Source organism: Vibrio sp. TMPB1044, from assembly GCF_030442075.1.
Taxonomy (GTDB): domain Bacteria; phylum Pseudomonadota; class Gammaproteobacteria; order Enterobacterales; family Vibrionaceae; genus Vibrio; species Vibrio satsumensis.
Window position 1 is genome coordinate 123,749 of record NZ_JAUJED010000020.1, and the last position, 23,662, is coordinate 147,410.

24 protein-coding genes are annotated in these 23,662 nt (G+C 41.6%); 18 read left to right on the plus strand and 6 right to left on the minus strand.

What is annotated here, in order from left to right; all coding sequences use genetic code 11:
- Window positions 1-44 precede the first annotated feature (44 nt).
- Together QQ041_RS14175 and QQ041_RS14180 are read right to left on the minus strand one after the other, a co-directional pair.
- Window positions 45-257 carry a VF530 family DNA-binding protein gene (locus QQ041_RS14175; protein WP_017106559.1) on the minus strand — a complete coding sequence of 71 codons (213 nt, stop codon included), beginning with the start codon at window positions 255-257 and terminating at the stop codon, window positions 45-47.
- Between the two features lie 45 nt (window positions 258-302).
- On the minus strand, window positions 303-1,253 hold the full coding sequence (locus QQ041_RS14180) for a LysR substrate-binding domain-containing protein (RefSeq protein ID WP_146492029.1): 951 nt from the start codon (window positions 1,251-1,253) through the stop codon (window positions 303-305).
- Between the two features lie 103 nt (window positions 1,254-1,356).
- Here QQ041_RS14180 and QQ041_RS14185 point away from each other — a divergent pair, with 103 nt between their 5' ends.
- On the plus strand, window positions 1,357-1,563 hold the full coding sequence (locus QQ041_RS14185) for a DUF1127 domain-containing protein (RefSeq protein WP_048658140.1): 207 nt from the start codon (window positions 1,357-1,359) through the stop codon (window positions 1,561-1,563).
- Between the two features lie 92 nt (window positions 1,564-1,655).
- Here QQ041_RS14185 and QQ041_RS14190 read toward each other — a convergent pair whose 3' ends face one another.
- Both QQ041_RS14190 and QQ041_RS14195 read right to left on the minus strand, forming a co-directional pair.
- Entirely contained in the window at window positions 1,656-3,344 is a 1,689-nt protein-coding gene (locus QQ041_RS14190) for an AMP-binding protein (RefSeq protein WP_285954269.1), read from the minus strand.
- Between the two features lie 83 nt (window positions 3,345-3,427).
- Entirely contained in the window at window positions 3,428-4,171 is a 744-nt protein-coding gene (locus tag QQ041_RS14195) for an AraC family transcriptional regulator (RefSeq protein WP_285954270.1), read from the minus strand.
- A 194-nt stretch (window positions 4,172-4,365) separates the two neighbouring features.
- On the opposite strand from QQ041_RS14195, the gene QQ041_RS14200 reads away from it, so the two are divergent.
- From QQ041_RS14200 to QQ041_RS14275, 16 genes are all read left to right on the plus strand, one after another.
- Window positions 4,366-4,536, plus strand: a complete 171-nt coding sequence (locus tag QQ041_RS14200; protein ID WP_102480233.1) for a Flp family type IVb pilin — start codon at window positions 4,366-4,368, stop codon at window positions 4,534-4,536.
- Window positions 4,537-4,693: 157 nt separating this feature from the next.
- Window positions 4,694-5,224 carry a prepilin peptidase gene (locus QQ041_RS14205; RefSeq protein WP_146492032.1) on the plus strand — a complete coding sequence of 177 codons (531 nt, stop codon included), beginning with the start codon at window positions 4,694-4,696 and terminating at the stop codon, window positions 5,222-5,224.
- 37 nt (window positions 5,225-5,261) lie between these two features.
- Window positions 5,262-6,611, plus strand: a complete 1,350-nt coding sequence (locus QQ041_RS14210) for an AAA family ATPase (RefSeq protein ID WP_285954271.1) — start codon at window positions 5,262-5,264, stop codon at window positions 6,609-6,611.
- The gene (cpaB, locus tag QQ041_RS14215) at window positions 6,604-7,353 is read left to right on the plus strand and encodes a Flp pilus assembly protein CpaB (protein WP_048605624.1); all 750 of its coding nucleotides are present in this window, start codon (window positions 6,604-6,606) and stop codon (window positions 7,351-7,353) included. Before QQ041_RS14210 ends, cpaB begins: the two co-directional genes overlap by 8 nt.
- A gap of 8 nt (window positions 7,354-7,361) precedes the next feature.
- Entirely contained in the window at window positions 7,362-8,816 is a 1,455-nt protein-coding gene (locus QQ041_RS14220) for a type II and III secretion system protein family protein (protein WP_146492034.1), read from the plus strand.
- On the plus strand, window positions 8,806-9,075 hold the full coding sequence (locus QQ041_RS14225) for a hypothetical protein (RefSeq protein ID WP_029405622.1): 270 nt from the start codon (window positions 8,806-8,808) through the stop codon (window positions 9,073-9,075). Before QQ041_RS14220 ends, QQ041_RS14225 begins: the two co-directional genes overlap by 11 nt.
- Window positions 9,076-9,091: 16 nt before the next feature.
- A complete protein-coding gene (locus QQ041_RS14230; protein ID WP_019824855.1) occupies window positions 9,092-10,354 on the plus strand; it encodes a pilus assembly protein TadG-related protein in 1,263 nt (420 codons plus the stop codon).
- A gap of 2 nt (window positions 10,355-10,356) precedes the next feature.
- Window positions 10,357-10,785 carry a TadE/TadG family type IV pilus assembly protein gene (locus tag QQ041_RS14235; RefSeq protein WP_019824856.1) on the plus strand — a complete coding sequence of 143 codons (429 nt, stop codon included), beginning with the start codon at window positions 10,357-10,359 and terminating at the stop codon, window positions 10,783-10,785.
- On the plus strand, window positions 10,785-11,282 hold the full coding sequence (locus tag QQ041_RS14240; protein WP_029405623.1) for a TadE/TadG family type IV pilus assembly protein: 498 nt from the start codon (window positions 10,785-10,787) through the stop codon (window positions 11,280-11,282). Before QQ041_RS14235 ends, QQ041_RS14240 begins: the two co-directional genes overlap by 1 nt.
- A gap of 26 nt (window positions 11,283-11,308) precedes the next feature.
- Window positions 11,309-12,529 carry an AAA family ATPase gene (locus QQ041_RS14245; protein ID WP_285954272.1) on the plus strand — a complete coding sequence of 407 codons (1,221 nt, stop codon included), beginning with the start codon at window positions 11,309-11,311 and terminating at the stop codon, window positions 12,527-12,529.
- 33 nt (window positions 12,530-12,562) lie between these two features.
- Window positions 12,563-14,014, plus strand: a complete 1,452-nt coding sequence (locus QQ041_RS14250) for a CpaF family protein (RefSeq protein WP_285954273.1) — start codon at window positions 12,563-12,565, stop codon at window positions 14,012-14,014.
- Between the two features lie 9 nt (window positions 14,015-14,023).
- Window positions 14,024-14,989 carry a type II secretion system F family protein gene (locus QQ041_RS14255; protein WP_048615562.1) on the plus strand — a complete coding sequence of 322 codons (966 nt, stop codon included), beginning with the start codon at window positions 14,024-14,026 and terminating at the stop codon, window positions 14,987-14,989.
- Between the two features lie 3 nt (window positions 14,990-14,992).
- Window positions 14,993-15,964: a type II secretion system F family protein gene (locus QQ041_RS14260; RefSeq protein ID WP_285954274.1), complete on the plus strand. Its 972-nt coding sequence runs from the start codon at window positions 14,993-14,995 to the stop codon at window positions 15,962-15,964.
- Window positions 15,961-16,965: a lipopolysaccharide assembly protein LapB gene (locus QQ041_RS14265; protein ID WP_019824863.1), complete on the plus strand. Its 1,005-nt coding sequence runs from the start codon at window positions 15,961-15,963 to the stop codon at window positions 16,963-16,965. The genes QQ041_RS14260 and QQ041_RS14265 overlap by 4 nt, the downstream gene beginning before the upstream one ends.
- Before the next feature lie 18 nt (window positions 16,966-16,983).
- Complete coding sequence (locus QQ041_RS14270; protein ID WP_285954275.1) at window positions 16,984-18,765, plus strand: hypothetical protein; 1,782 nt, start codon at window positions 16,984-16,986, stop codon at window positions 18,763-18,765.
- Complete coding sequence (locus QQ041_RS14275; protein WP_285954276.1) at window positions 18,758-19,678, plus strand: glycosyltransferase family 2 protein; 921 nt, start codon at window positions 18,758-18,760, stop codon at window positions 19,676-19,678. The genes QQ041_RS14270 and QQ041_RS14275 overlap by 8 nt, the downstream gene beginning before the upstream one ends.
- 150 nt (window positions 19,679-19,828) lie before the next feature.
- Here the strand turns inward: QQ041_RS14275 and chrA are convergent, their stop codons facing one another.
- The gene (gene chrA, locus QQ041_RS14280) at window positions 19,829-20,977 is read right to left on the minus strand and encodes a chromate efflux transporter (RefSeq protein ID WP_146492044.1); all 1,149 of its coding nucleotides are present in this window, start codon (window positions 20,975-20,977) and stop codon (window positions 19,829-19,831) included.
- 98 nt (window positions 20,978-21,075) lie between these two features.
- On the opposite strand from chrA, the gene QQ041_RS14285 reads away from it, so the two are divergent.
- Window positions 21,076-22,002 (plus strand): LysR family transcriptional regulator, encoded by a 927-nt coding sequence (locus QQ041_RS14285; protein ID WP_285954277.1) that lies wholly within the window; start codon window positions 21,076-21,078, stop codon window positions 22,000-22,002.
- A gap of 269 nt (window positions 22,003-22,271) precedes the next feature.
- Here the strand turns inward: QQ041_RS14285 and QQ041_RS14290 are convergent, their stop codons facing one another.
- Window positions 22,272-23,612, minus strand: coding sequence for an MATE family efflux transporter (locus QQ041_RS14290; RefSeq protein ID WP_285954278.1), 1,341 nt, complete (start codon window positions 23,610-23,612; stop codon window positions 22,272-22,274).
- Window positions 23,613-23,662 lie beyond the last annotated feature (50 nt).

The following is a 23,662-nucleotide window of genomic DNA, read 5'->3' on the forward strand; positions in this document are numbered from 1 at the left end:
TAATAGATACGGGACAGATTTAGATAGAGCGGGAGAAGAGGGGACTAGCGTTTTAAATCAATGTAGATCTGCTCTACTTTGGTACGAGCCCAGTCGGTTTTACGCAAAAACTTTAGGCTAGATTTAATACTCGGGTCTTTTTTGAAACAGTTGATGTTGACCATGTAACTCAACTCTTCCCAACCGTAATGTTCAACCAATTCAGTCAGTAGCTTTTGAAGAGTGATACCGTGAAGTGGGTTATTTTCTTGTGTCATGAGATGTTCTCGCCATTTATTTGAGCTAAGTATACCAGTTTCGCTTTATGAATTATCAGACCATTTAAGTTCGTAATCGGTGTGGATAATCGACAATTCTTCTCTACCTGTATCACCAAACAATTTAACTTGAGCCTGCATCCATTCTTCGAATCGTTTTATCTTTTCTCGATGGAAGTAACCTGGAGGTGCACATAAAAAATAATTGTATTTAGGCTTCAGAGCGATATTACCGATTCGGACGAGTTTCTTTTCCTGCAAATAGCGATACACCAAGCTGTGCTTAACCAAGGCTACGCCCTGAACGGATAATGCACCCTCTAAAACAAAATGTGAGCCGTCAAATTGCAGTGACGAACGGCCTGCTTTCGCCCCAACAACGTCTAACCATAGATTCCAGTCCATATCAGGCCAACGGTCTTCAATTAACTCTGCTTTATGCAGATCGCTGATGTCATAGATTCCATATTTTTCTTGATAGATAGGATGGCAGACAGGGTAAACCACTTCGTCCATCAACCAACGTGATTCAATGTTTGGGTAGTTACCATGACCATATCGAACACAGACATCGACAGCCGAGTCTTCAAAGGTAACCAGTTTGTTGGTCGGTTCTATTAACATCGATAAATCTGGATGACGGTCGCGGAAGTCGCCAATTCTAGGTACTAACCAATGTTGTGCAAAAGAGGGCACGGTCGAAATCGACAATTGAGTGGGGTTGGGGTCTTGGTTTATTCGTCTTACTCCATCTTGAATATGAGCAAAGCCTTTCTTAGCTTGCAGGTAAAGCACTTCACCTTCATGAGTGAGTACTATTTTTCGGTGCTGACGAATAAACAGGTCTGCGCCTAACCATTCTTCAAGTTGGCGAATTTGTTGGCTGACTGCTGCAGCCGTGACAAATAGCTTTTCTGCTGCAAGCTTAAAACTGCCTGTTTCAGCCGCAGTATAAAAATAGTATATCCCTTGGAAAGGTGGGGTGCGCTCTCTCACATTAGTTTTCCTTAACTGAATGCCAGTATCTATCGTTTGTCGATGTTGCTCTATTGGTCGATTATTGACCATAACAAAGCGAAAGATCAACAGGAGAAAGGCTATGAATACGATCACAGCAACCGCAAATACCAACCATTCATTTTTGTCATCATTATCAATTAAGAAATTCTATTCTAAATTAGGCATGTACTTTCAAAATCGTAGAACCAGAAAGCAGCTGTCTGAGCTACCAGAGTATTTGTTGAGAGATGTCGGGATTACACAGGAACAAGTTGATAAGGAACTGAAGAAATCGTTTTGGGAGTGAGTGGGAGTGTTAGGGGAGGGACTGGCTAATCTAAGGTTGAGCGTACTTTGCTGCCAAAAAAAGGAGCCGTGATGGCTCCCTCTCGATTTTGATTACTCTTCCCAAACTACCAATTTATCTTTCGGCCAGTTATGACCGACTTCGTGGTACTTCTGCTCAAGGATATGTCGTTTGATCTTAAGAGTAGGAGTTAACACGCCATTCTCAATACTCCACGGTTCCTTAATCATCAATACACCTTTGATCTTCTCATGTGAGGCGAGTTGTTCGTTCATTTTTTCGATAACACGCTTGGTGGTTTTCTCATAACGGGCTCGATCAAAATTAGGGAAGTCGTGTGGAACGACAAGCAAAATAGGACCAGGTAAGCCTAAACCGATCAAACACATCATTTCTACGCGGCTGTATTCAAAGAGTTTGTTCTCGATAGGTACAGGAGCAACAAACTTACCTTTCGCGGTTTTAAAGGTATCTTTTTTACGTCCACGAATAGTTAGGTAGCCTTCGCTGTCGATATCACCAATATCACCAGTATGCAGCCAGCCATCAGAGTTAAAAGACTCTTGGGTTGCAATGTCATTTTTGTAATAACCAGAGAACATGCCCTTGCTTCGAACCAAAATCTCTTCGTCCTCTGCAATTTTGAGTTCGATCCCCGGGCCTGCGTTACCTACAGTACCAATTTTGTCAGCTCTAAAAGGGTGATTAATCGTGCTGTAGGCGAAAGACTCTGTCATTCCCCATGCCTCGGTAATGTGCAGACCAACACTTTCATACCATGCAAGTAGAGCTGGTGATACAGGCGCAGAGCCACATCCAAGAACACGAGCTTGATCCAAGCCTAGGCCATCGGCAAGCTTCTTCTTAATGATGTTGTTGATAAACGGAATCTTAAGTAAGAAGTTCAGTTTCTTCTGTGGCAATTTGTCTTGGATTCGCTGTTGGAACAGCGTCCATAAACGAGGAACTGAAATGAACAGAGTAGGACGATGCATTTTCACATCATCAATAAACGTGTCTAAAGACTCAGGGAAAGCCGTGACCACGCCACCCATTACTGAAGAACCAAAGATGTAAACGCGTTCTGTAATATGAGCAAGCGGTAGGTAAGAAAACAGGCGATCGCCGGGTTGGATACCAATATGGTCGATCAGCCTTTGAACTGACCATGTAAAGGCGCCGTATGTAAGCATTGCCCCTTTGGGTAATCCAGAGGTGCCTGATGTATACACTAATGACATTAGCTTGCCGTCGTGATGTTGAGGACGTTTGGTGGATGGTTCATGCGTATCGATCAGCTGTTCAAATGTGTGTTGGCATTTGGCTGCCGTATCGTATGGTAGAGAGATGCTGATTAAGTCCGGATTGTCATCCAATACCTTTTGGGTAGCAGCAGGATCATCTAGCTTACCTGCAATCACTATTTTACTTTCACTGTGCTCAATACAGTATTGGATGGTATCTGCACCAGCTGTTGGAAAGATTGGGACGCTGACAAAATCTCCTAACATCATGGCAAGATCGCAGATAAACCACTCTGCACAGTTTTTCGAGACGAGAGCTATTCGATCGCCTGATTGGGCTCCGAGTCCTTCTAATGCTGACGCCAGTTTCAGTGCTTTATCGGCCACTTCTTGATAAGTAAATTCGACAAATTGGCGGTTAATAATTTGTTTTAAATAGACCTCATTTGGGCGTTCTTCTGCCCATTTTAGGATCATTTCATTTGGTGTTGGGAGAGCTGTTGCGTTTTCTTGGCTAAACTCGTTAGGCTGAATCATTGTCTAACTCCATGTTTTTCGCTAAGTTATTTTTGTTAAAATCATGTTAAATGTACCATGATTTTTTCTTTTAGGGAGTAAAATTAGCGTTTTCTGTTATCTGTGCAGGCACGTCTGTAACTTGCAGGTGTTACTCCGGTCCTTTTCTTAAAAATTCTCGAAAAATATGACACGTCCTTGTATCCACATTGATAGGCAATTACGGCAATTTTTGATTCGGTATCCGCTTCAATCAATTTTTTGGCGAGTAGAATGCGTTTATCACAAACAAAGTCTCTAAAGCTTACCCCAAAGTGTAGATGAAACTTTTTCGAAAAGTAGGTTGTAGAACAATGACACTTCTCAGCGATCTCTGTTTCTCTAATTTCTTTGTTGATATTGTCCATGACAAAGTTAACGACTTCTGAAGTAAACAACTTTGCAGGTAGTTGATTATTGTTATTTATGTTTCTGTCGAGATCGAAGTGGGATTCGAAGATATGCTGTGTTTTACTCTTAAGCTCTTCGAATGTACTGGTCAGATGATTACTGTTTGTTTCGATAATGAAAAATATATTCTTATGATTTCGAATGATATTAGGTAACGAATCTGAACAAATAATGACAATTCTCTTGTTCAAGTTTTCACAAATAGATAATGCCATTGTAAGTAGTTGAAGTTTGTCAGGTCTATTCAATATAAAAAATACCAGTCTTACATCTAAGTTACTGATTACAGATATATCTTGCTTACAATTCTTAATGGGGAAGTAGTGGCTTATTTTATTGATAATAACAGCATTAAAATCACTGTCTTTATCTGATAATAAAGGTGTGACTACTTTCATATAGATACCAACTCTATTTCATATTAAATTGTGAGTTAAAAAATAGACAAATAACGAAGCATAATAATTAGATTAGAAGTACCACAAAAAAGTGCAAGTAAATGGCAAGAAAATCCTAACCTAATATATCTCTCACCTCTAGATTTAGTTTACAGGTAAACAAAGCCTGATACGCAAATCAAGGAGAGGTTCTCATGGATAAGTTTTTGAATAATTGTAAAGAATTCATGAAAGATGAAGAAGGGTTGACTGTAATCGAGTATGTAATCGGTGCAGCTTTATTGGTATTAGGTTTAACAACTGTATTTTCTGGTTTAGGGGCTACACTCGCAGCGAAACTGAACAGTATTGTTAATGGTCTATGATCGGTTAGGAGTGAAGCTGCAAAGAGGGCTTACTTCGGTTGCCTACATTATCGCTGCTGCGTTACTTGTCATTGCTATAGGATTGGTTTTTTCTGGGATGGCGACAGCCTTACTTAGCAAAATCCAGAGCATTTTTTCGAGTGTATGAATTAAATATATGATTAATGAGCCTTCAGTTTTTTGGGCATTGCTAATTGCAGTTTCGGTATACGATGTTGAGAAACATCGTATACCAAACAAAATATTGATACTGTTTTTGTTTGTGTACTTTTTATCAATGTTTAACCGCAATTACACCTTTGATGTTTTTTTAATGTCCTTAGTTGGATTCGTGGTGTTTTTTTGTTTTGGATTACTCTTATATTTTTTAAGAGCTATGTCTGCAGGAGATGTGAAGCTATTAGGTATTGTAGGGATGTATCTTGGGTGGGGACAATTACTTGATGCATCGTACTTTATCTTACTTTCTGCTGGAGTGATCGGGACTTTCTACTTGCTATATAATTTTTCCAACTCGAACAGTCTTAGTATCAAAGGCTATTTTGAAAATAAGCTAATTGTGCTTGGTGGAGTAGCACCAGTATCAAATGAAAGTACTAGTTTGCACGCTAGGTATTCAAATAAGGTGACGATGCCTTTTGCACCCTCTGTTGTTATGGGATTAGCGATGTATAGCTACTTTACTTAAACCTGTTGTTGGTTAGCTTTGTGGAGAGGAATAATATATGGATATTATAGGGCGTACTGCTCCAACAACTTTGAAGCCTCAAATTTCAGCCCCAGCCGTTCCTACATCTATTGATATGTTGGGTGTTCCTGAAGTCGTTATTGAAAACCTTGTACTCAAGCATTTGTCTGCTTACCCTAAGTCGGATGTGTTAGAACTCTCTAATTATATGTGTGTTGTCACCCATATTGTGGAAAGTGCTTTGGCCGTTTTAAGGAAAAAGTCGTTAATTGAGGTATTTCAGCCTACCTCAGATCTTTCTCTATCATCAGTTTCCCATAGTCATGTCCGTTACTCCCTTTCTGAAAAAGGGCTGGAAGAAGCTGATCTTGCCTTTAAACGTGATGCTTATTTAGGGCCCGCGCCAGTTTCGCTTGACCAGTACAGTGATGTGGTCAAACAGCAAGACCTGAGAGTAGAGCTAGTCACTAGACCACATGTCGAAGCTGCTCTGGATGATGTATATGGTGTCGATAAAATGATTTCAGTGCTAGGGCCTGCAATCAATTCTGGACGTGCTTTGTTGTTATATGGGCACGCTGGTACTGGTAAAACCTTTGTCGCGAGCCGAATTGTCAATGCGCTGCACACCTCTGTGTTTATCCCTTATGCAGTCTATGCCTTAGGTAATATTATCAAGGTGTTTTCTGCACAACATCATAAACCGTTGGATAGTAACGGCAGTGATCAAAGTATTTCTCTCAAAGATCAATACGACAAGCGTTGGCTTAATTGTGAAAGGCCAAATATCCAAGTTGGGGGTGAACTGACTATGGATATGCTTGAAGTTAATCATTCAGAAAATAGTCGAGTCTGGTTAGCCCCAGTACAAATGATGGCAAATAATGGGATTTTTGTCATTGATGACCTTGGTCGTCAGCCTATGCCGGTGGATGCGCTTCTTAATCGTTGGATTGTACCGATGGAGTACTCATTCGACTATTTGTCGCTGCCTAATGGTCAGCAGATAACGATGCCATTTGTATTAACTCTTGCCTTTTCTACCAATCTAAACCCAAAGAAAATAAGCGATCCCGCCTTTTTACGTCGTTTAGGTTACAAGATTGAATTCAAGCCACTTAACCAGCGAGATTATGAAGCTTTATGGATGAGCGTCGTTGCTGATAGAGAAGTAGAGCTTCAAGACGGCTTCTTTGAGCGTTTGTCTCAAATGCACACGCTGCTTAAGGTGCCACTTTTCCCATGTTTACCGAAAGATCTCGTTGGTATAAGCAAAGATATTCTTTCGTTTGAGCAGCTACCACCTGTTATCACATTCGATATTCTTTCCATGGCATGGGAAGTCTATTTTACCTCTGATGGACACGAGGAAGAGAATAATGAATAAGAGTCAAGTTTTCCTACTGTTTTTACTGTCCGTAGTATTCGGCTTAGCGGCTGTATTTTTTGCTAAGCAGTGGATGGATGATCAAGTTCAGCCAACCGTTGAAGTTGAAACGGTCGAGCGTCACCCCGTTGTTGTCGCATCACAAGAAATTGAAGCCGGAACTATTATCGAGGATCAGTTTTTAACCACCAGATTGATGGAAGTTGATTGGATTAATGAAAATAACTATTCGGATAAAGCAGAGCTGATTGGCAAGGTTGTTGCGAATACTGTCTATGCGGGAGAGGTGCTTCACAAGTTACGATTTACTGTACCAGGAGAAGGGTCAACGCTTGCAGCTCTTATCCCTGAAAATAAACGTGCGGTAACGATACGTGTTGATGATGTTATTGGTGTGGCGGGTTTCTTATTACCGGGTAACAAGGTTGATATTCTCAATACCGTTTCTTACGGAAAAAATTCTGCAGCGACTCAAACAGTATTAAAAGACATCAAGGTTTTGGCTGTCGACCAAACGGCTAAAACGAAAGAAAACAGTCCGATTATTGTACGAGCGGTAACACTTGAGATGACGCCGAAAGAGGCAGAGAAACTTCTCACGGCTAAAAGCAAAGGCGATATTCAGCTGACTTTGAGAAACCCACATGAAGTTGAGAAAAAAGTGGTTCGTCGATATGTGCCTAGACCAAGTGTCACCATTATCAAAGGTACAGAAACATCTAATGTGCGCGTCAAGGATTGAGGTGAAATATGAGAATATTAATTGCGTGTGTTTTGAGCCTGATTTGTATTTCGACGGCCAGTGTTGCGGCGTTACAAACGGGAAAAACAGTCACGGTTCCACATCATAAATCTACGCATGTCGTGCTGTCGGGAAAAGCGGCGAAGGTTTCTCTTGGTGATCCTGATGTTTTAGATATTGTAATTTTAAAATCAAATGAAGTGTTTTTAATTGGTAAAAAATTAGGTGCGACAAACCTAATGGCTTGGGACTCTCGAGGTCGGTTAATTGAGTCTATTAACATTGAGGTTACTCATGATCTTAATAGCCTCAAAGCTAAATTATATGAGTTCCTTCCAGATGAAACTATCGAAGTGCACAGTGCGCAGAACCGTCTATTATTGAGCGGTCAGGTGAGTAATCAACAACAAATGAATGTCGCGATGCGAATTGCAGAAACGTATTCATCTGGGCAAACCGCTGACAAATCAAATGAAAGTGGTAGCGAGCAAGCCGCTGCTACCGGTGTTATCAATTTGATGTCCATTGGCGGGGCCCAACAAGTCATGTTAGAGGTAACCGTTGCCGAGGTTCAAAGAAGCTTGGTAAGAAAGTTTGATGCAAACTTCCACTTCTTCCAAACCAGTGGGTCTGACTTTTCTTGGGGGGCCTCTTCCGTACCTGCAGGAGTATTAGGAGCAACGCCTATCTTTAATATTCCTACGTCGACGGACTACGGCATATTAGGGTCATTCATTGATAGTAATACATTGTTTACTTTCGCACTGGACGTAGCAAAACAAAACGGGGTCGCTAAGGTATTGGCTGAACCGAATTTAACCGCATTAAGTGGTTCTAAGGCTGAGTTTTTAGCTGGTGGGGAATTTCCAATTCCAGTGCCTGATGAGGATGGTATTACGATTGAGTACAAAGAGTATGGTGTAGGTTTAAAGTTCATCCCAACGGTACTCAGTGACAAAAAAATCAACCTAAACTTAGCGGTTGATGTGAGTGAAATTGCCAATAGTAGCTCGTTAACGATTGATCCTGGTACTACCAATGCGACTTACTTTATCCCTCCGATTACACGAAGAAGTGCGTCATCGACGCTTGAGTTAGCCGACGGTCAAACTATCGGTATTGCGGGGTTGCTGAGTGAGAATGTTAGGGACATCAGTAACAAGATGCCAGGCTTTGGCGATGTGCCGATTTTAGGTCAGCTTTTCAATAGCCAAGAGTATGTATCTGGTGAAACAGAGCTCGTTATTCTTGTAACTCCTCGACTCGCTAAACCTATTGATCGAACGAAAGTGACGTTACCAACCGATGCTTTTGTTGATCCTAATGACTTGGAATATTACTTATTGGGTCGAAGCGCTTATATAGCTGAACCGTCTGAATCTGATTCAGAACAGTCTCAAGCGTCACAGGATATATCACCGACCGATGGTGGTAGTGAAGGTTCATTTGGGCATGATTTATAAGGAGATAGATATGATTAGAATAATGATGGTCTTTCTCGTGATGGTGTTGGTTGGCTGTGCAAATGATGCTCGTTTAGGGCACTCGGTAGCACTAGTGAAAACAGAGCAAACGTATAACCCTAATGCGACCCAAGAGAATTTACTCGAAGTACCTGATGGTACAGGGGAGCGGATGCAGACTGGTTACGACAGATATGTAGGCAGAGGTGAAAATGATCTGTCCGGAAGTAGTAGCCAGATCTTAGAAGATTTTAACTAAATCTGGAGGTACTCACATGTTGTATCGAGTATCACAAAGCCCGAAAAAACAACAAGGCTTAGTTGCGGTGATGATTACTGCTGCCTTGTTGGTTTTTCTAGCTGTCTCAGCGCTAGCTGTAGACATAAACCATATGGTCGTGAATAAAACGCGCTTACAAAATGCAGTCGATTCTGCAGCGTTGGCTGCCGCAACCATATTAGACAATAGTAAAGATAAAGACGCTGTAGACGCAGAAGTGGGTACGGCACTTAATGCTATGGCGGCTTCAACCGGGAACCAAGAAATTGATTTCTCTACCGCTTCTATAGGTATTGATTATTCCAATGATCCACAGGACTTTACTGGCAGCGCAACTTTTGGTGCAAATGATGATGTTTATGTGCGTGTTCGCGTAGATGCACTAGAAATGGACGAATTCTTTATTCAACTGTTTGGTCTTGAAAAAGTGGTATCGGCAAGTGCTGTCGCAGGACCGAGTTCAGGCCTCGCTTATAATAATGTTGTACCCATTGGAGTGTGTATTGGTGATGGTACTTCTGATAATGATGTTAATGAAGATGGTTATCATGACGAAACCGGTGAAGAGATAACCAATGTGTTCGGTTATGAAGTTGGAACCGTTCACGCTTTAAAGGTTGGAGACAGTAGTCTATCTGAAATGGGTAATGGTAATTATCACCTGCTGGACTTTGGTTCTGGTGGTAACACTATCAAAGAAGGCTTAGGTGGTAGTTATGATCAGCCAGTTAAAATTGGTGAAGATATCACAACCAAACCTGGCGGCACGGTTGGTCCGACAGGTGATGGTTTAAATACTCGTTTTGGTGATTATGGCGGTGGATTATCGGCATCTGATTACCCTTCAGATTATGTGACCACAGAACCTACCAATGAAATAACGATTGATGCCAATACTGGAGAGATCACTTTCGATGATAGCTACGATTACGCTCAATATAAGTTAGATACCAATGCCTGTATAGCAAGTGGCGGTTCTGGGTGCGCATCTAATGGTGTTGCTTGGCGTCGTATTTTACCTATACCTATGGTGGACTGCTCGGGTAAAAGTGGCGGCTCTACCGACTTTACAGTGAATAAAATTGGCTGCTTTTTCTTGTTGCAAAAAGCACCAACTAACAACTCAGGTACACCCGCCGTTTTTGGTGAGTTTATACATTCTTGCAGTGTTACTGGTGGCTCTAGTAGTAATCAGTCGACAACCGAAGGGGCTTACAGGATTGTTTTGTATAAGGACCCTGATAGCGGGGAGTCGTAATTATGACACTATCTAATAAACATCAACGTGGTTTTGCTGCTGTTGAGATGGTCATTGCGACCCCTGTGTTACTGTTTTTTTTGGGGTTGGTGATCGAGCTTGGCAATATTTTGATTCACTACAATGTTATCTCTAAATCTGTACAAAATGGCGCACGATATGCTGTTAGTGAGGTTTACGATACCAAAGGTGGCACTATTGCCCCAACGTTGGAGATTCAAAATGTGGTGGTTTATGGCCAGAGCAGCGTAGGGACGGCTGTGTTATCTACATTGACGACATCAGATGTAACGGTAACACCACCCTCTATTGACAGCTATGTACGAGTCAGCGTGACATATGACTATGTGCCGTTGTTTTTGTCTATTCCTTTATCCGCCACAAGTTTTTCTATTCCGTTAAGTGTCACTTCGGTGATGAGGGTACTGTGATGAAAAGGTTTAAAGGACGTGTCAAAGGGCTTGCCATCATTGAATTCACTTTAGTCTCATCGTTAATTTTTCTACTGCTCTTTCTCATTTTAGCGTTGGGTGCCTATATATTTTCGCTGCAAATGGTCAGTGAGGCGACTAGGAAGGCCGCTAGGTTAGCGACAGTCTGTTACGTCCTTGATAGAGATAATATTGCGGGAATGGTGGTGAATGATATTCCTCTTGTTGGGTTTACTAATGCGAATTTAGAAGTAGCTTACTTAGACGCGAGCGGTAGTGAAATTACGTCTGGTTACGAGACTAATCCCGGATTTGGCACCATTAAATTTGTGCGTGCTAGAGCTACGGGTTATGGCATTCAGTTAATCAGTAACCTAAGCTTTCTAGGAAATAATGGATTTCTTGCAGCCCCTGCGTTTGAAACAATACTGCCGGCAGAAAGCTTAGGGGTGGTAAGGGCTGAAGCTGGCACAGACATCAAAAATCGGTGCCCATAAGCGGTTATTTAAAAGGAGATGAATATATGGGGGAAGCGATCAAAATAACGCCTAATGAAAACGATAAGGATATAACGCGTTTAAGAACGAATCTAAAGGTTTGGTTAGTCTACAGCACTGACGCCTTTCATTCGCATATGACTCAAGAGCTAAAAAAATGCCGAAATGTTCATGTGACGTCGTTTTCTCTTGCGGCAATGAGTGAGGAATACTTAAAAAGTGCGGATGTTCCAGAGCTTATTTTCGTTGAAGCTCACGGGAATTGGGCGCAAAAAATGGTTGAGTTGCAAGGGTATGATTTGTCTTTAGAAGACAAGGACTTGTCTTTAGTTGTGCTCGGTGATGAAAGTGATAATGGGTCACTAAAAATCGCACTGCGTTTAGGTGCTTCAGATTTTTTGTCTCACAATGTGACCCTATCGGACCTACTACCACTCTTGAAGAAAACGGCCTCTGAAAAGCTTGAGAACTCCAGTTACGGAGAGTTTATCTTGTTTTTGAACACTAAAGGAGGGATGGGAGCAACCACCTTAGCGTTAAATACTGCCATTGAGATGGCCACGCAACATCCTAATGAAGTACTTTTGCTCGATATCGATCTTCAATTTGGCGTGATACCTGATTATTTGAACATAACTCCCACTTATAGTGTTTCGGATGCGATCAACAGTTCTAATGATTTGGATGAAATGTCTTTGGGGTCATTGGTAAATAAACATGAATCGGGTCTGCATGTTCTAAGCTTTAAGCATGAAAATAACGCAGATGATTTCGAACAGGCTCAGAAAATTGGCAGATTACTTCCAATTCTGCGTCGTTTTTACCCTTATGTGATCATTGACCTGTCTAGAGGCTTAGACCACGTGTTTGCATCAGCAATATCACCTGCGACGAAAGTACTTTTGGTTTTACAACAGAGCCTAGTGTCAGTAAAAAACACAAGTCGACTAATTAAGTCTCTGAAGTTTGAGTATGGCTTACAAAGTGACTCAATAGAGGTCATTCTCAACCGTTATGAAAAGCGACATTCAATTAAGTTAAAAGATGTAGAGCAGGCGGTGGGTAATCACAATATCCATCTTATGCCTAACGATTTTAAAGTTGCGCTGGAGAGTGCCAACTTGGGGCAGCCGTTAGTTCAGTCGAGAAAGAAAAGCTCTATTACTCGCTCTATCATCGATTTGTCTCATGTTCTATCACCACCAGAACAGGAAGAGAAAGGGTGGCTAAAAAAGTTGTTTTCATAATGGGTTGATGAAAAGTAAACACGAGGGATTGTGATGTTCTTTAAACGAAAAAATGTAAATCCAGAGTTTGAAAAAAAAGTAGAACAGATTTCGCATGATTCAGACGGTGCCAATCCTGTTGAAGGTTTATCAAGTGTTGAAACGTCTAGCCACTCTCGGAATTCAGAAGCAAACGTAGAGAAAGAAAAGGCGATCGATGAAGCTCGAAAGGTTTTGGAGCAAGAGTTATCAATCAAACACTTCTTTCATAAGCAGCTGCTGGAAACTCTTGATTTAGGATTGCTTTCGAGCTTGGAGAAAGAGCGAGCTAAGCTAGATTTACATGAAGCTATCGTACAGTTAATGGCTGAAGATGGTAGCCACGCACTCAGTGCGGAAGGGCGTAAGCGGGTAATAAAACAGATAGAAGATGAGGTGTTTGGCCTTGGTCCGTTGGAGCCTTTATTAGCTGATCAAACCGTGTCAGATATATTAGTTAACGGGCCTAAAAGTGTTTATGTGGAGCGAAGAGGTAAACTCGAAAAAACGCCCTATACTTTTCTTGATGACCGACACCTGAGAAACATTATCGACCGCATAGTAAGCCAAGTAGGACGCCGAATAGATGAAGCGTCACCTATGGTAGATGCGCGCTTAGTTGATGGTTCACGTGTTAACGCAATTATCCCGCCTTTGGCTCTTGATGGCCCCTCCGTTTCTATCCGTCGTTTTGCAGTCGACCGTTTGACGATGGACAACTTGATTGACTATGACTCAGTTTCGCCTCAAATGGCTAAGTTTGTGGAGGCTGCGGTTAAAGGAGAGCTCAATATCTTGATTTCAGGAGGTACGGGGTCTGGGAAAACGACCACACTGAACATCTTTTCTGGTTTCATCCCGCGAGACCAACGAATCATTACCATAGAAGACTCGGCTGAATTACAACTTCAACAACCTCACGTTATTCGTCTAGAAACCCGCCCTGCTAACTTGGAAGGTAAGGGGGAGATCAGTCAGAGAGAGTTGGTGAAAAATACCTTGCGTATGCGCCCTGATAGAATTGTTGTTGGTGAGGTGAGGGGCAGTGAAGCTGTTGATATGTTAGCTGCAATGAATACGGGTCACGATGGTTCTCTTGCGACGATTCACGCTAATACGCCTCGTGATGCCCTAAGCCGGGTCGAAAATATGTTTTCCATGGCAGGATGGAACATCTCAACCAAAAACTTAAGAGCTCAAATTGCTTCGGCTATCCATCTTGTTGTTCAAATGGAGCGACAAGAGGATGGTAAGCGCCGCATGGTGAGTATCCAAGAGATTAACGGCATGGAAGGCGAGGTGATTACTATGTCGGAAATTTTCCGTTTTCAGCGTAAAGGTATTGATGAAGACGGCAATATTATCGGCTATTTCACTGCTACGGGGGTAGTACCTCAATATCATGATCAGTTAGTCAAACGGGGACTCGATCTGCCTTTCGAGCTCTTTAGTGAGACCAAAGGTTAAGGAGAGATTATGGACAATGTAAGCGTTTCATTAGGCCTATTGTTTATCGCAGTGCTTTTTATTTCCCAAGCGTTGTTGTTACCTGCTGCTGGTAAGAAAGCGAAGCATAAAGAGTTGTCTCGTCGCTTAAAAGAGACGCAACGTAATATTGATGCAGAGAGTTTGTCATTACTCAAAGAGCACTATAACAAAGAACTCTCCCCGCTGGACCGTAAGCTCATCGTTATCTCTTTTTTCGCGGGCTTGAAAAAAATGTTGGAACTCGCAGGTATGAAAGTGGCTTTAAGCCGATTCTTACTGATTATTTCTCTTTGTGCTGTATTGCTCTCATTGATATCGATAATGACTAACCAAGTGTGGTTCATAAGTGTAGCGGCATTCATTTTCGTTTGGGTCATTGCTTACTTGTTTGTGCAAAACCGAGTGACTTACCGAATGGCTCGATTTGAAGAGCAACTTCCTGAGGCGTTGGATATTATTCGACGTGCCTTACAAGCAGGACAACCGCTCGTTCAATCATTTAATGAGGTTGGCGAAGAGCTTCCTGACCCAATAGGTACTGAATTTAAGAACACCTATAATTTACTTAATTATGGTTATGATTTACGTCTAGCGATTTTACAGATGACAGAACGAGTCCCCACCGTATCAATGCTGGCTTTTTCCAGTGCCGTAATGTTGCAAAAAGAGACTGGGGGTAACTTATCTGAGAACCTGCAAAAGGTATCTGAAGTACTTAGAGCGCGTTTTAAACTGGAAAGGAAGGTAAAAACACTCTCTGCTGAAAGTCGCTTATCAGCATGGATCTTAACGTTATCCCCTTTTGGTTTGTTTTTCGCATTACGGGTGGCTAGTCCCGAGTATATCGAGCCACTTTATAAAGATCCGCGCGGTTTATCGATGGTCAGTGTCGGTATTGTTCTTTTGGCCATCGGGGCCTTGTGGATTAAAAAGATCATTAGCATAGAGATTTAACTTATGGAACTACTCAATATTGAAGTCTGGAAGCAGATGTTAGAAGAGTTTGGGATCAGCTCTCAGGTGGTTATTTATGCGATGATTTTGCTTACTACTGTCTTGTTAACATTGACTGTTGGATTTCTGTTTTTAGGTGCTCGATCTCCTTTAGACAAGAAGCTAAGACAAATATCTGAAGAAGGGAGGGCTGATGGAAGAAAGCCCTATAATTTCTCAAATACGCTTGAATCATTAAGCCCTTTTATAAGTAAAGGTAATAAAAAAGATAATGAAACTTACTCAGAAAAGCTGATGCATGCTGGGTTCCATGAGAAGAGTTCATTATCAGTTTTCTATGCGTTGAAGGTTTTATCTAGCTTAATAGGTATCGTCGCTGCTTTTATGGTCTATTACATATCGTTGGGTGGAGACTACAATAACTTACTCATCATGACCTGTGTTTTTCTCGGAACATTTACGCCAAATATTGTTCTGAGTAAGTTACAAAAAGAGCGTCAGAAAAAAATAAGAAACGGTGTTCCTGATGCGCTTGATCTTCTTGTTGTGTGTACCGAATCTGGGCTTGGTTTTAATGCCGCTCTTGGGCGCGTAGCGTCTGAGCTCTATGTCTCTCAACCTGAACTTGCGGATGAACTAGAGACTGTATTTGCTAAAATTCAAGCGGGCGTCACTATGCCTGATGCGCTTAGGCAGCTTATCGAACGAACTGGTTTAGTCGAGTTGGAAGGTTTGGTTTCTTTGCTTTCTCATGCATCGAGAATGGGGGGGAGTTTAGCGCAAACACTCCGTGATTATACTGAAGACTTTAGAGATAAACGTCAGCAAGCCGCTGAAGAAATTGCGGCGAAAATACCGACCAAAATGTTATTCCCAATGTTGATATTTATTTGGCCTTGCTTTTTCATTGTCGCACTTGGCCCAGGACTATTGATCGTAATGGACGCATTAACTGCGCCGGGAGCAAGTTTATGATGTTATACAATAAGTTTCTTCTACTACTATTGCCAATTTTGCTTCTTGGTTGTGCTTCTTCGGATGAACCGACTAATCAATTTGATGCAGAATTGTACTCTGGTAAACCAATCGATTCTTTGACTAGTGATGATCCACCGCTAAATGAAAAAGAAGCAATTATGCGCGGTGACATTGCTCTGCGAGACAACAATATAGACTTGGCCTTATATGAATATATACGTTCCTTGTCCTTCCCTGAAAAAGAGTTTCACGATAAAACTTTGTTCACTATTGGCCAAATACATTCGTCTCGCGGTAATTATGCGTTGGCCGAGAAAGCTTACCTAGCTGCGCTAGACTTTAACCCAGCCCACACCGAAGTATTGGAGCAGTTAGGTGTTTTGTATACAAAGCAACGCCGTACAGATGAAGGTCGAAGCTATTTCTTTAAAGCGATAAATTCAGACCAAGTTCGTTTGAAAAGTAGTGAAACAATCCAAAATTACCAAGCGTTGAGCCAAAGTGAAGTGGCCAGTTTGAAGGTAGACAGCATGTCTCCAGCATTAGCTTATATGGGGATTGGTGTATTGGAAGATGTTGACGGAAAGCATCAGATCGCACAAGAGTACTTCAAAAAGTCACTAACGATAGATAAAAGCTCAGTCAAAGCTTTGTTGAATATGGGCTACTCCCACTACATGTATGGTAACTACAAGGAAGCGTATCAATACACGCGTTCAGCCTTAGAGTTAGAACCGAATAATGAAAAAGCTCAGAATAATCTAGCACTTATTTATTTAGCCTCTGGGGATATAAAAAAGGCCACCAACGTGTTCATGAGGCACATGGACGCCCCAGAAGCGTTGAATAACGTTGGCTACTTCCTGATCTTACAAGGAAAACCTGATCAGGCGGTTCCATATTTACAACAAGCTATCGATAAAAAATCATCTTACTACAAAGTAGCAAATGAAAACTTAAACAGAGCACTAGCGGAAGTGAGAGAGATGGAACAATAGTGATTTGAATTTGGCTTAATGAAAAGGATATTCATATTGCCTAAAAGTGATAATTTTAACAAAGACATCATAGCTATTTCTGTAATTTGGTTCGTATGTGCCATTTTGATATTTATTTATAAGTGGGAAAGCATTTCAATACTCAACCTGAATGACAATGACGATTATATGCGTTTTGTTCAGTTTCAGGAGTGGATGAGGAATGGCCATTGGTACCTAGAGCCAATGAGTAACTTTAATGCCGATGACGGTGTTATTATTCATTGGTCTCGATTTCCTGATCTAATGCTCTCTTTGGTCGCTTTCCCATTGATATTTATGGTTGGTGATAGCCTTGCTTATGCTATCTCGATTTCTATTGTCCCTTTGCTTTATTTATTGTTCTTCGCATTATCGTGCTTTTACTTATGCGAACGTTTCTTAGGCGCTAAGTACCGCTTTATCAGCACGATGTTTGCTATTTTTTCTCCTGCAATAATACACTTCTTACCTGGTTCTATTGACCATCATAATATTCAACTTATTTTGGCCACGCTCTTCTTATCAGTAACCCCGACTTCTATCAACAACCTAAGACAATCATGGCGAGTGTATGTTCAGGCCGTTTTCCTGTCTCTATCTCTATGGACTGGGATGGATAATGTTTTGTTGTTTATGATTTTCTTAATTATTTATACTGTGTATTACTGCTTCGTTCGTGACGAGTGGTTTAGTTATGTCTCTAAGCTATATGTAACTTGTTCGATTTTTGGAACTTTTGCTGTTTTATTAAATAGGCCTTATGATGAGTTCTTTTCTTTTAAATATGATGAGGTCTCATTTATTATCATCCTTCTTTTTTTTAGTGGTTGGGTGTTTGTCAATGCTTACAATCGATTGGCTAATAATAGAAAAAATTTAACTCAAAGATTTTTATTGTTTATTTTTCTTGGTTTGTTGTGTTTATTTCCGGTTGTTATTCTTTACCCCTCACTGACTAGTGCTTTGTTTATTGATTACCCACCGATACTAAAATTGTATTGGCTTGATCAAGTTGCAGAAGCTAAATCTGTCGCAACATACATAGCTATGAATGGTTTTTTTTCAGTGGATAATTATTTGTTGCTATTAGTTCCCGCAATGTTGTATCCATTCTTTCGAAATAAAAACCCGCACTGTGCAATCTTGTACCTCATTTTTATGTTTAATTTAGCCCTTGCGATGTTTTGGCAGATTAGGGTAATGAGGTTGTGTTTTGTTTTAGCGGCACCTTTCCAAGCATATTTTGTTATTAAGGTGTCTGAATACGTTAGGTATTCACTACTGAAAGTGCTGGTTATTATCTCAGGTGCTCCATTGGCATTAGCGTTTGTCATTCTCGCTTTGTCTCCAGAAGAGGAAGTGACTACCAAACTTGATGAGACCGATAAGTTACCGGTCATCTTTAAGGTGCTAAAAGATAACGGTATCAACTCTCATACAATTCTTTCAGGAATAGAAACGGGCGCACCTGTATTGGCTAAAACGAACAACAGTATAATCGCCGCACCTTATCATAGAAATATTGTGGGTAACCGATTTTTAATCGAAGTGATGTTAGAAGAGGACATGCTTCTAGCAAGAAACAAAATAGTCGATAAAAAGGTTGATTATATATTGATCGGTAATGACCCTCATTTAACTCTCCTAAAGGATTCTGGAAGCGAAGACTCTTTAGTTAGAAGACTTCATGGGGATAATATTCCGGCTTGGTTAGACGTTACATATGATGGAATTGAGGATGGTTATCGAGTTTTTAAAGTAAGGAGTGAGCATGAATAAACAGAAAGTCGCAGTATTACTCCCATGTTATAACGAAGCCGGAGCCATTGGTGAAACGGTCACATCTTTTCAACAAGCCTTACCTGATGCATCCATTTATGTTTATGACAATAATTCAACCGACAACACGGTCAACGAGGCGTTACAAGCAGGGGCGATTGTGCGACATGAGCCGCGCCAAGGTAAAGGGGAGGTTGTGAGACGGATGTTCTCTGATATCGACGCCGATATCTATGTGATGGCTGATGGTGATGACACCTATGACGCTGCAATATGCCCCGAACTGATCGACCAACTAAATAATGAAAAGCTCGATATGATCATTGGCAGTCGCGAGCGAACTTCAATGGCTTACCCTAAAGGACATATCCTTGGGAATAAGATGTTTTCATCTCTGATTAACTTGGCATTCAATGCGCAATTGAATGATGTGTTTTCTGGCTATCGAATTATGAGCCATAGATTTGTCAAAACCGCACCTATCTTCAGCGATGGTTTCCAGATAGAAACAGAACTTACCGTGCATGCGTTACACCATAATATGTCAATCAAAGAAGTCTCGACTCAATACCAATCTAGACCTGAAGGGACTACCAGCAAACTGAACACCTTGAGCGATGGCATCAAAATTCTTAACTTTATTTTGTTCTTATTGAGAGATGTAAAGCCGATGTTTTTCTTTGGAGTACTCTCGATATTGCTTGGTCTTATTTCATTGATCTTGGGTATCCCCGTCATTGTTGATTTTGTTGATACTGGGTTGGTTGAAAGGCTACCTACCGCTGTTTTGTCTAGCTCAATAGCTTTGATCGCGGTGATGTCTTTTTTCTGTGGTTTGATACTCGATAACGTATCACGAGGTAGGCGAGAGATGAGAATACTCTCTATTTTAAGATTTAAGGACGATGAATGACTTAGCTGAGATATTTGGCTAAGAGATCAATACTCGAGAGCATGAGCTTTGAGATGGAATTACTAATTATATAGCGGGTGCTAGGTAGATTAAATTATGAAAGACGAAAGTAAGAAGCAAGCGATTCGCTTACTTCTTACCTTAAACCTATTAGACCGCCAGTTCTGTCATTGCGCCAAAGACCATGAACAACCCTACCAATCCAACAATAGGTAGCTTCACGGTTTTCAATAACCACACACCTACAATGATCAGAGCGAAATCTAAGCCACTACTCACTGCACTTGTGAAGATGGGTTGATATAGCGCTGCCAATAACAAACCTACAACCGCCGCATTCACACCTGTAAGTGCCCCGGCCACTAAAGGTTTGCTTGCAATCGCCTGCCAGTTCTTCAGGACACCCAGTAGCAATAAGAAGCCCGGTAAGAACACAGCAATCGTTGCGAGTAGGGCGCCGGTGATCGGTGCTGATGGCATCAACACATAACCTAGATAAGTGGCTAACGTAAACATCGGGCCTGGTACTGCTTGCGCCGCTGCATAACCTGTTAGGAAGGCATCTTGAGACAGTTGGTCGCCAATACCATTTTGTAGCAGCGGAAGTACCACATGGCCGCCACCAAATACTAGGCTGCCTGCTTGATAGAACAGGCCAAACACTTCAATGCCTTGAGAGTAAGCACTGAATAGAGGCACGCCAACCAGTAAAGCAACAAAAATCACGAGAGGCGTTACCGATATTTTTTGTGTTGAAGGTATCGTTTTTAGCTCTTGTGAGGTTAAGAACTTACTGCCAACCATAGCTGCAAATATTAGAACCAACACTTGAGGCCAGATCCCTGGAATCAAAAGCAAAATAATGGCGGTAATGACACACAGCGCGGTTGCGATTTTCGATTGGCAAAAGTTTTTGTACATACCGAAAGTGGCATCAGCTACAACCACAACGGCAAGTAATTTAAGCCCGTGAATGATTGAGATGAACAGCGGAGCTTCCAACAACTGGTTACTCACTAGAGCCAATATCAGCATTAGAATGACAGATGGAGAAGTGAACCCCACAAATGCTGCAATCGCACCAGTTAAGCCACCTTTTTTGTATCCGACAGCGAAGCCAACTTGACTTGAGCCTGGGCCCGGAAGAAATTGACTGAGGGCGACAATTTGCCCGTACTCTTCGTCGGACAACCAATTCAGTTTCTCAACAAATGTCTTACGGAAGTAGCCAATGTGTGCTGCAGGTCCACCGAAGCTAATCCAGCCAAGCCAGAAAAAGGTTTTAAAAATTGAAAGCATGATCGATTCCAGATAAATGTTTAGCGTAATTTAGGTGGAGTTGAACTATGATTCAAATTAATTGTTTTAATTATAATTATGAATGATATGGGTTTTTTATGGCTGATTTTAACTGGAAAGGGATTGACCTTAACTTGTTGATTGCACTGCAGGCGTTGTATAAAACCAACAGCGTTAGCAAGGCCGCTGAACGCTGTTATATCAGCCAATCCGCGATGAGTCATAGCTTACAAAGGCTCCGGAAGTTGTTTGATGACCCTTTGTTTGAGCGTGTGGGTAGCAAGATGGAGGCGACAGACCGAGCCATCGAATTATCCAGTACCGTCGAAGCACTACTAAATACCATCCAGTCAGAGGTACTGCTGTCTAAATCGTTTGATGCAGAGACTTATAAAGGGACTTGGAAGATAGGTCTCACTGATTATGCCGAGCAGATGTTCGCTCCAATATTGTTTGATCTTATTAAGCAATCCTCTCCTTACTCCCAAGTAGCGTTGTTCAATGTAAACCGGAGTAACTACCAGCAAGTCTTTGAAGATGCCAAGCTTGATATGACGATAGGCAGCTTTGGTGAGGTACCAAAGCAATATCGAACAAAGCATTTGTATACGGAGCAGCATGTTTGTTTGCTTGATCAATCGGTTCTATCTATTGAGGACCCGATGTCGCTAGAACAATTTGTTGCTGTCGAGCACGCACTCGTTTCTCCAGCCGGAGCTTTAAAAACGGGAGTTGATATTCGTTTGGCTGAATTAGGACTTAGCCGGAAAGTGGCTGTAGCTTCCAGTAACTTTTTAACAGTAAAACGGCTCATTCGTGGTAGAGAATTACTTTGTATTGTTCCCAAGCTTGTCGCGCGTAAGGATATTGATAGTGAAGAAACCTTGTTGGCTGTGAAACCACCGATTGATGTTCCAGATTTTGATATCCAGCTTGTTTATAGGAAAGCTAAACATTTAGATGATAAAAATAAGCTACTTAGAAAATTGATTACTAATACGGTCTCATCTGTGGTTTCCGAATAGTTTATCGTGCCGGTTAGTTGCCAATTTTATATGAATTAACTTGAGAAAAATCCGGCTTATTATAAGAACCCGACTATACTTAATTTACGACTTAAAGCAGTCGTAAAGAATAGACTTTTTGATTTACCTAAGTAAAAGAATGGTTATATCCTCATGATGTAGCTGAAAAAACTGCCAGGCTAAACGGACTTAGTTGGTCTTAAAAGCGCTAGCTCCCCCTAGCGCTTTTCTCTTTTGGTCGAGATAAATTTAGGCGTATCAACAACAACCTAAAAAGAGAATCGAGTCCATTTCTTCGCTCGCCAGCGATAAGCCATGATGATTCCACGGAACCACTCGTCCATCGCGATTGCCATCCAAGCGCCAAATACCCCATACCCCCAATGCACACCAAGTAAATAGCTCATGGCAACCCCAATGCCCCACATGCTGAGAATGCCCATTTTGATCGGGAATTTAATGTCGCCAGCTGCCTTTAGACAAGAGATAAAGATCAGGTTAAATACTCGGCCAGCCTCAAGAATGATGGAGCCCGCAATCAGTGCGGCAGCCAGCGCAATGATCTCTGGATCTTGCGTGAACAGATCGAGAATGTCGAAACGGAACACATAAACAATGCTGGTAATCGTCGTTGAAGCGATAAAACCAACCACAAAGTAACGTTGCACGCGGTTGGTAATCTCGTCGATCCAGCCCTTACCAATGTAATAACCAGTTTGGATTTGGCTACCTTGACCAATTGCCAGTGCAAATGCAAAAGAGAGGCGAGCGATGTTTTGTGCGTAAGTAAACGCAGCCAGTGAAGACGTACCCATCTGCACGACAAAGAAGGTAATGCTGATCTGAGCCATGTTATAAGAGAGCACTTCTCCTGCGTTCATCGAGCCGATCTTAATGATTTTTTGATAGATGGCTTTAGGCACAGATTTAAACTGCTTCACTGGTAGGTCAATGCCTTTGCTTCTAACCACACCAATCAAGATCAACATCCCGATCACTTGGCTAATTACGGTCGCGGTCGCAACCCCTTGCACGCCGTATACAGGCAAACCAAAAGGTTGATATAGGGCACAGTAGTTACCGATTACATTGATGACACCTGCAATCATGTTGATCACCATCGGTGACTTTGAATAGCCATGGCTTCTTAGAATTGTGGTGAGAACCACACCTATGGTTACATTGAAAGTGAGAGCACCACTGATGAACAGGTATTCTTGCGCGTACTGTTCGACTTGAGGCTCGAGTTGATAGAGCGGAATAAAATATTCAGCAACAAGAACTGCAATAACACTTAGTAGCACACCGGCAATAATGGCCAGAATGATGCTCGCTACACCCACGTGAGCGCTCTCTTGAGTGCGAGAGGCACCGTTGTATTGCGCGATTAAAATCCCCGTACCACTGCTGACCATGGTCGAGACAATGATCAGAAAAAAGGATATCTGAGAAATAACACCAACGGCAGACACTGCTTTGTCTGAGTATCCCGATAACATGAAGACATCACTGGTGTTGAGTGCAGTTCTTAGAAGAACTTCGATAAAAATTGGCCAGGTGAGCGCAACGATTCCCATACGTTTATTTAGGGTGGAACCAGCATTAGGCATTTAGGTTTTCTCAAAAAAGGGGTAGGCGACACTATAGTTTAGCGATTATT

Coding starts and splice junctions, on each gene's coding strand:
- QQ041_RS14275 (WP_285954276.1), top strand. CDS start 18,758: ATGAATAAACAGAAAGTCGCAGTATTACTCCCATGTTATAACGAAGCC.
- QQ041_RS14240 (WP_029405623.1), top strand. CDS start 10,785: ATGAAAAGGTTTAAAGGACGTGTCAAAGGGCTTGCCATCATTGAATTC.
- QQ041_RS14255 (WP_048615562.1), top strand. CDS start 14,024: ATGGACAATGTAAGCGTTTCATTAGGCCTATTGTTTATCGCAGTGCTT.
- QQ041_RS14250 (WP_285954273.1), top strand. CDS start 12,563: ATGTTCTTTAAACGAAAAAATGTAAATCCAGAGTTTGAAAAAAAAGTA.
- QQ041_RS14185 (WP_048658140.1), top strand. CDS start 1,357: ATGAATACGATCACAGCAACCGCAAATACCAACCATTCATTTTTGTCA.
- cpaB (WP_048605624.1), top strand. CDS start 6,604: ATGAATAAGAGTCAAGTTTTCCTACTGTTTTTACTGTCCGTAGTATTC.
- QQ041_RS14190 (WP_285954269.1), bottom strand. CDS start 3,344: ATGATTCAGCCTAACGAGTTTAGCCAAGAAAACGCAACAGCTCTCCCA.
- QQ041_RS14205 (WP_146492032.1), top strand. CDS start 4,694: ATGATTAATGAGCCTTCAGTTTTTTGGGCATTGCTAATTGCAGTTTCG.
- QQ041_RS14175 (WP_017106559.1), bottom strand. CDS start 257: ATGACACAAGAAAATAACCCACTTCACGGTATCACTCTTCAAAAGCTA.
- QQ041_RS14270 (WP_285954275.1), top strand. CDS start 16,984: ATGAAAAGGATATTCATATTGCCTAAAAGTGATAATTTTAACAAAGAC.
- QQ041_RS14200 (WP_102480233.1), top strand. CDS start 4,366: ATGGATAAGTTTTTGAATAATTGTAAAGAATTCATGAAAGATGAAGAA.
- QQ041_RS14210 (WP_285954271.1), top strand. CDS start 5,262: ATGGATATTATAGGGCGTACTGCTCCAACAACTTTGAAGCCTCAAATT.
- QQ041_RS14260 (WP_285954274.1), top strand. CDS start 14,993: ATGGAACTACTCAATATTGAAGTCTGGAAGCAGATGTTAGAAGAGTTT.
- QQ041_RS14265 (WP_019824863.1), top strand. CDS start 15,961: ATGATGTTATACAATAAGTTTCTTCTACTACTATTGCCAATTTTGCTT.
- QQ041_RS14285 (WP_285954277.1), top strand. CDS start 21,076: ATGGCTGATTTTAACTGGAAAGGGATTGACCTTAACTTGTTGATTGCA.
- QQ041_RS14195 (WP_285954270.1), bottom strand. CDS start 4,171: ATGAAAGTAGTCACACCTTTATTATCAGATAAAGACAGTGATTTTAAT.
- QQ041_RS14245 (WP_285954272.1), top strand. CDS start 11,309: ATGGGGGAAGCGATCAAAATAACGCCTAATGAAAACGATAAGGATATA.
- QQ041_RS14235 (WP_019824856.1), top strand. CDS start 10,357: ATGACACTATCTAATAAACATCAACGTGGTTTTGCTGCTGTTGAGATG.
- QQ041_RS14220 (WP_146492034.1), top strand. CDS start 7,362: ATGAGAATATTAATTGCGTGTGTTTTGAGCCTGATTTGTATTTCGACG.
- QQ041_RS14230 (WP_019824855.1), top strand. CDS start 9,092: ATGTTGTATCGAGTATCACAAAGCCCGAAAAAACAACAAGGCTTAGTT.
- QQ041_RS14225 (WP_029405622.1), top strand. CDS start 8,806: ATGATTTATAAGGAGATAGATATGATTAGAATAATGATGGTCTTTCTC.
- QQ041_RS14290 (WP_285954278.1), bottom strand. CDS start 23,612: ATGCCTAATGCTGGTTCCACCCTAAATAAACGTATGGGAATCGTTGCG.
- chrA (WP_146492044.1), bottom strand. CDS start 20,977: ATGCTTTCAATTTTTAAAACCTTTTTCTGGCTTGGCTGGATTAGCTTC.